General features: G+C 69.9%; 2 protein-coding genes. Both read left to right on the plus strand.

Annotation, left to right across the window (positions count from 1 at the left end):
* On the plus strand, positions 1–1,367 hold a 1,367-nt coding region (locus ACFWF3_RS20145), incomplete at its 5' end, for a condensation domain-containing protein (protein WP_379314834.1).
* A 71-nt stretch (positions 1,368–1,438) separates the two neighbouring features.
* A partial coding sequence (locus tag ACFWF3_RS20150) for an amino acid adenylation domain-containing protein (protein WP_379314835.1) occupies positions 1,439–6,383 on the plus strand: 4,945 nt, incomplete at its 3' end.

A 6,383-nucleotide genomic window follows, 5' to 3' on the forward strand; every position in this document is an offset into this window, starting at 1 on the left:
CCCCGATCGCCGGCCGGGGTGAACCCGAGCTCGACGACCTGGTCGGCATGTTCGTCAACACCCTCACCCTGCGCACCGAGGTCGACCCCAGCCGCGGTTTCGACGAATTGGTCAGCACCGCACGCGAAGTCGGCCTGGCCGCCTTCGCCAACGCCGACCTGCCGTTCGAGCGCGTGGTCGAGGAGGTGGCCCCGACCGGCACCGTGTCGCACAACCCGCTGTTCCAGGTGGTGCTCTCCTTCCACAACAACGAGACCCCCGTGCTCCGCCTGCCGGGCCTCACCATCGAGGCGATGGACCTCGCGGCCCGGCCCGCCAAGTTCGACCTGCAGGTCAACATCGAACCGCGCCTGTCGGCGACCGGCGAGCCCGATGAGATCGGCATCGTCTTCACCTACGCCACCGACCTTTTCGACGAACACACCGTCGCCGCCTTCGCACGCGGGCTCACCGAGATCGTCACCGCGGTCGCCGCCGATCCCGCAGTGCGTGTCGGCGATATCGATCTGCGTGACGCCAGCGAGCGCGAACGTGAGCTGACGGCCGCGGCCTATGCCCCCGTGCCGTCGGCCAACGGTGCCGCACTGGCACAGGAACTGGCCTCGGCCGTGGAGGAAGACCCGGACGCACCTGCGCTCGAGCTGGGTGAAACGGCGATCGCCTACGCTGAGTTCGATGCCCGCTCATCACAATTGGCGCGTTCGTTGATCGCCCGCGGCGCCGGTCCGGGTACGGGAGTCGCGGTGCGGCTCGACCGAGGGGTGGACGCGGCGATCGCGACCTGGGCGGTGCTCAAGGCAGGCGCGGCGGTGGTGCCGCTGATGACGATGGACGCCCGCCCGCCGGGCAGCAACCTCGAGGTGAAACTCGGCCTGACCATCGACATCCTCGACGCCCCCGACGGGCTGGACTGGTACGACCTGGCCGACCCCGCGCTGCGCGCCGAACTGGCCGCGGAATCACCTCGTCCGATCGGCTACGCGCACCGCACCCGTGCCCTGCGCGGCGACGACGTGGCCTTCGCCGGCGGCGGTCGCACGCTGAGCTACGACGAGCTGGCGACCGCGGCCGAGCAGGTGGCCGAGCGTGCCGGGCTCAACTTCGAATCACGCACGCGAGCGGCGGGCCGACCTGATTCGGTGGCGGGCGTGCTCGAGATCGTCGCGGCCGCGATCGCGGGCGCGACGCTGGTGATGGGGGCAGACCAGGGGGGTGCGGACGAGGTGAGCCATGTGTTCACCGAGGCCGCGGTGGCCGTTGCCGAACCCGGCGACGGGACAGGTGCGAGGATTGTCGCGCTCAGTGAGATGATCGGCAACACCGGGCAGCCGCACGAGCGGCGCGCGGTGGTCGGGATGGATGGATAGGTGGAACGAACACTGGCTGGTCCGCACGCGGTGCGGATGAGTGGCAGTGCGCGTCTGTATCGGTACGAGGTGTGCATGACCGGGCAACGGCTAGTCGACTCCGTCGATCGGACGGAACTGTCGTGACCCGGGCGAACCGGGCGTCCGGCGCCCGCGCCCGGCAGCGCGGGAAGTCGCTGCCGCAACTGCTGTCCGTGGCGGTGGAATCCAACCCCGGTGGGCTCGCGCTGTCGTGGGACGACGGCGTGTCCGCGCCGGTGCGCTGGACCTACGCCGAGCTCGACGAACGGTCCAACCGGCTGGCCCGGCTGCTGATCGCCTACGGCGTCGGCCCCGAGGACGTGGTGGCCGTCGGCATTCCCCGTTCGCCGGAATCGGTGCTGGCGATGTGGGCGGTGACCAAGACGGGCGCGGCGTTCCTGCCCGTCGACCCGAACTATCCACCTGCTCGGGTGAGTCACATGCTGGGCGATTCCGGTGCGGTGCTCGGGGTCGCGGTCGGCACGGCGATGGACCGTCTGCCCGGTGCGCTGAGGTGGTTGTGCCTCGATGACGAGGCCGTCCGGCGCGCCACCGACGACCAGCCCGGTGATCCGGTGACCTTCGCCGACCGGGTCCGTCCGCTGCGGCTACAGCACCCCGCCTACATCGTGTACACCTCCGGTTCCACGGGTCTGCCCAAGGGCGTGGTGGTGACGCACGCCGGGCTGGCCGGGTACTGCGCCGAACAGCGCGCGCACTACGCGATCGAGCCGACCTCGCGCACGCTGCATTTCGCCTCGCCCTCGTTCGACGCGGCCGTGCTCGAACTGTTGATGGCGGTGGGCGCCGGAGCCGCCATGGTGCTCGTGCCCGCGGGCATTCTCGGCGGCGCCGAGCTGGCCGACGTGCTGCGTCGCGAAGCCGTCACGCACATGTTCATCACCACCGCCGCGCTGGCATCGCTGGATCCGGCCGGGCTCGACGCGCTGGCCGTGGTCACCACCGGTGGCGAGGCGTGCCCGCCGGACCTGATCCGGCGCTGGGCCACGGATACCCGCCGGTTCCACGACTGTTACGGGCCGACCGAGACCACCATCGTGACCAATATCAGCGCGCCGCTGGTGGTCGGCGACACGATGAACATCGGGGCGCCGCTGCGTGGGGTGACCGAGTACGTGCTCGACGAGCGCCTGGTCCGGGTGCCCGACGGGATGATCGGCGAGCTGTACATCGCCGGTCACGGGCTGGCGCGTGGCTATCACCGTCAGCCGGGTCTCACGGCGTCGCGCTTCGTCGCCGATCCCTTCGCCGGGGCCGAGGGGCGGATGTACCGCACCGGCGACCTGGTGCGCCGCCGGGTGGACGGTGCGATCGAGTTCGTGGGACGCAACGACTTCCAGGTGAAGGTGCGTGGGTTCCGGATCGAACTGGGTGAGATCGACACCGTGCTCACCGGGCACGACACCGTCGACTTCGCGGTGACCGTGGGTCATGAACTCGACAACGGCACCACGATTCTCGCCGCGTACGTCCACGCCGCGCCCGGCGCGCGCATCGAGACCGACCAGCTGTTCGAGCACGCCAAGGCCGGGCTGCCCGCGCACATGGTGCCGACTGCGCTGACCGTGCTCGACGCCATTCCCCTGACTCCGGTCGGCAAGCTCGATCGGGCCGCCCTGCCCGCGCCCACCCTGCGTGCCGAGGAGTTCCGGGCGCCCTCGGGTGCGATGGAAGAGCTGGTGGCGCATGTCTTCACCGAGTTGCTGGCACCGGAGAACCCGGTGGGCGCCGATGACGACTTCTTCGCCCTCGGCGGCAATTCGCTGCTCGCCACGCGGGCAGCCGCGCGCCTCGGAGCGGAGCTGTCGGCTCGGGTGCCCGCCGGTCACGTCTTCGAAAGTCCCACTGTCGCCGGTCTTGCCGCCCTGCTCGAACCGCTGAAGGGCGCGGGCGGCCACGCGCCGCTGGCACCTCGCGAACGCCCCGAGCTGATTCCGCTCTCGCCCGCGCAACAGCGAATGTGGTTCCTCAATCAGTTCGATCCGGGTTCGACCGCCGAGACGATCCCGTTCGCGCTGCGCCTGTCCGGACCGTTCGACGCGCGCGCCCTGCACGCGGCGCTGTCGGACCTGGTCGCCCGGCACGAATCCCTGCGCACTCTGTACCCGGTCCACACCGCCGAGGGGTACGAGCGAGGTGCCGACGGTGCGGTGGTGGACGGCGTCGGCCACCAGGTGGTGTTGCCGATGGCGGAATCCGTCCCCGATGTGCTGGTCGACTCGCTCACCGAGGACGAATTGCCGCTGTGGCTGGGCGAATTCGCCGCCACCGGGTTCGATGTCGCCGCCGGTGTGCCGTTCCGGGTGGCGCTGGCCGAACTCGGGCCACACGATCACGTGCTCGCCGTGGCCTTGCACCACATCACCGCCGACGGCGCCTCGGTCGCACCGCTGCTGCGTGACCTGCTCGGCGCCTACCTCGCCCGCCGCAACCGATCGCGACCCCGATGGCAGCCGCTGCCGGTGCAGTACGTCGACTACACGCTGTGGCATCGCGAGCTCCTCGGCGCCGAAGACGACCCGGATTCGGTGGCCGCCGCCCAGATCGCGCACTGGCGTACGGCGCTCGCGGGACTGCCCGACCGACTCGACCTGCCGACCGATCGCCCACGCCCGCCCGTCTTCACCGGTCGCGGCGCCGAATTCGGGTTCCAGATTCCGGCGGCGGTGCACACGGCACTCGCCGCGCTCGCCCAGCGCAGTGGTACCTCCGAATTCATGGTCGTCCACGCGGCTTTCGCGGTGCTGCTGGGCCGGGTCGCGCACACCGACGACATCGCCATCGGTACCCCGGTGGCCGGTCGCGGCGCCAGGGAACTCGACGACCTGATCGGCATGTTCGTCAACACGCTCGTCCTGCGCACGCATCTCGACCCGCGCGCGAGCTTCGCCGAGCTCCTGCACGCGACCAAGCGGGCCGACCTCGCCGCTTTCGCCCATGCCGACCTGCCGTTCGAGCGCCTGGTAGAACTGCTCGATCCGGTTCGCTCGCAGGCCCATCACCCGCTGTTCCAGGTTGCCCTGTTCTTCCAGAATCTGGACCTGCCGAACCTGCGCCTGCCCGGTCTCGACGCCACTCCTGTCGAATTCGGCGGTGCGGTAGCGCGTTTCGACCTACAGCTCACGATCGTGCCGGGTGCGGACCCGGCCGAGCCGATGGCCGCGTCGTTCAACTACGCCACCGATCTGTTCGATGCGGCCACCATCGAGATTCTGGCCGGCCGGTTCACCCGCCTGCTCGACGCGGTCGCCACCGACGCCGGTCTCGCGATCGCCGAGATCGACCTGCTCACCGAGGTCGAGCGGGAGCAGAGTCTGGTGAGCTGGAACGAAACCCGCCACCCCGTGCCGCCGGAGCCGATGCTCGACGCGTATCGCCGTGCGGTGCAGACGCATCCGGATGCCACCGCGCTGGTCTACGAGGACACCGAGCTGACCTACCGGCAGTTCGACGAGCGCGTGAATGCTCTCGCCCGGCTGCTGATCGACCAGGGCGTCGGTCCCGAAAGCCTTGTCGGCCTTGCTGTCCGGCGATCGCCCGACCTGGTGATCGGGATGTACGCGGTGCTCACCGCGGGTGGCGCCTACGTGCCGCTGGATCCCGACCATCCGGCCGATCGCATCGCCTACATCCTCGACACCGCCCGCCCGGCCTGCGTGCTGAGCACCTGTGCCGACGCCATCGAAGTTCCGCCCGGCACCTCGCTGCTGTTGCTCGACGAGCTCGATGTCGCCGGCGTACCGGGTGATCCCGTCCTCGCGCCGGAGTTGCGCGCACCGCTGCACCCCGACCACCCGGCCTACGTCATCTTCACCTCGGGTTCCACGGGCAAGCCCAAGGGTGTCGCGATCTCGCACGCCGCCATCCACAACCAGCTCGTCTGGATGCTGGCGAAATACCCACTCGCGCTGGGCGATGTGTACCTGCAGAAAACCGCGACCACCTTCGACGTGTCGCTGTGGGGCTACTTCATGCCGCTGCGGGTCGGCGCGAAACTGGTGCTGGCCACCCCGGACGGCCACCGCGACCCTGCTTATCTGATCGACCTGATCGGTAAGCACAAGGTCACCGTCACCGACTTCGTGCCGTCGATGCTCACGATGTTCGCCACCCAGGCTGCTGTCGATACGAACTCCGCGTCCGAAGGCAATGCCGACCTGGAGTCGCTGCGCGAGATCTTCGTCATCGGTGAGGCGCTGCCCGCCGAGACCGTCGACGCCATGGCCGCGGTCAGTTCGGCCAGGTTGCACAATCTGTACGGGCCGACCGAAGCCGCTGTTTCGGTGACGTACTGGCCGGCCCGCCCTGGTGAGCGCTCGGTGCCGATCGGTTTGCCGCAGTGGAACTCCCGCGTGTACGTCCTCGACGATCGGCTGCGACCGGTGCCACCCGGTATCGCGGGCGAGCTCTATCTCGCGGGCGATCAGCTCGCGCGCGGTTATGTCGCGCGACCCGGTCTCACCGCCGATCGATTCGTCGCCGACCCCTTCGCCCCGGCCTCCGGCCTCGCCGCGGCGGGCGCTCGCATGTACCGCACCGGTGACCTGGTGGTGTGGCGTCGGCCCACCGCGAATGCCCCGCACCGGCTGGACTACCTGGGGCGCATCGACTTCCAGGTGAAGTTCCGCGGACAGCGGATCGAGCTCGGCGAGATCGAGACCGCGCTGCTGGCACACGAATCCGTCAGCCAGGCAGTGGCATTGGTCGCGGCGACCGAGCTCGGTGACCAGTTGGTCGCCTACGTGGTGCCCGCGCCCGGCCACGCCGCCGAGCCCGACCGGCTCCAAGCCGCTGTCTCGAAGACCTTGCCGGTTTACATGGTTCCGGCGTCGATCACCGTGCTGGGCGAACTGCCGCTCAATCCCAGCGGCAAGCTCGACCGCAAGGCGCTGCCCGCGCCGAGCTTCACCGCCCGGGCGTTCCGCGCGCCGAGCACCACCCAGGAGCGGCTCGTCGCCGATCTGTTCGGGGAAG

The sequence above is a fragment of the Nocardia sp. NPDC060220 genome, from assembly GCF_042727815.1.
Lineage (GTDB): Bacteria > Actinomycetota > Actinomycetes > Mycobacteriales > Mycobacteriaceae > Nocardia.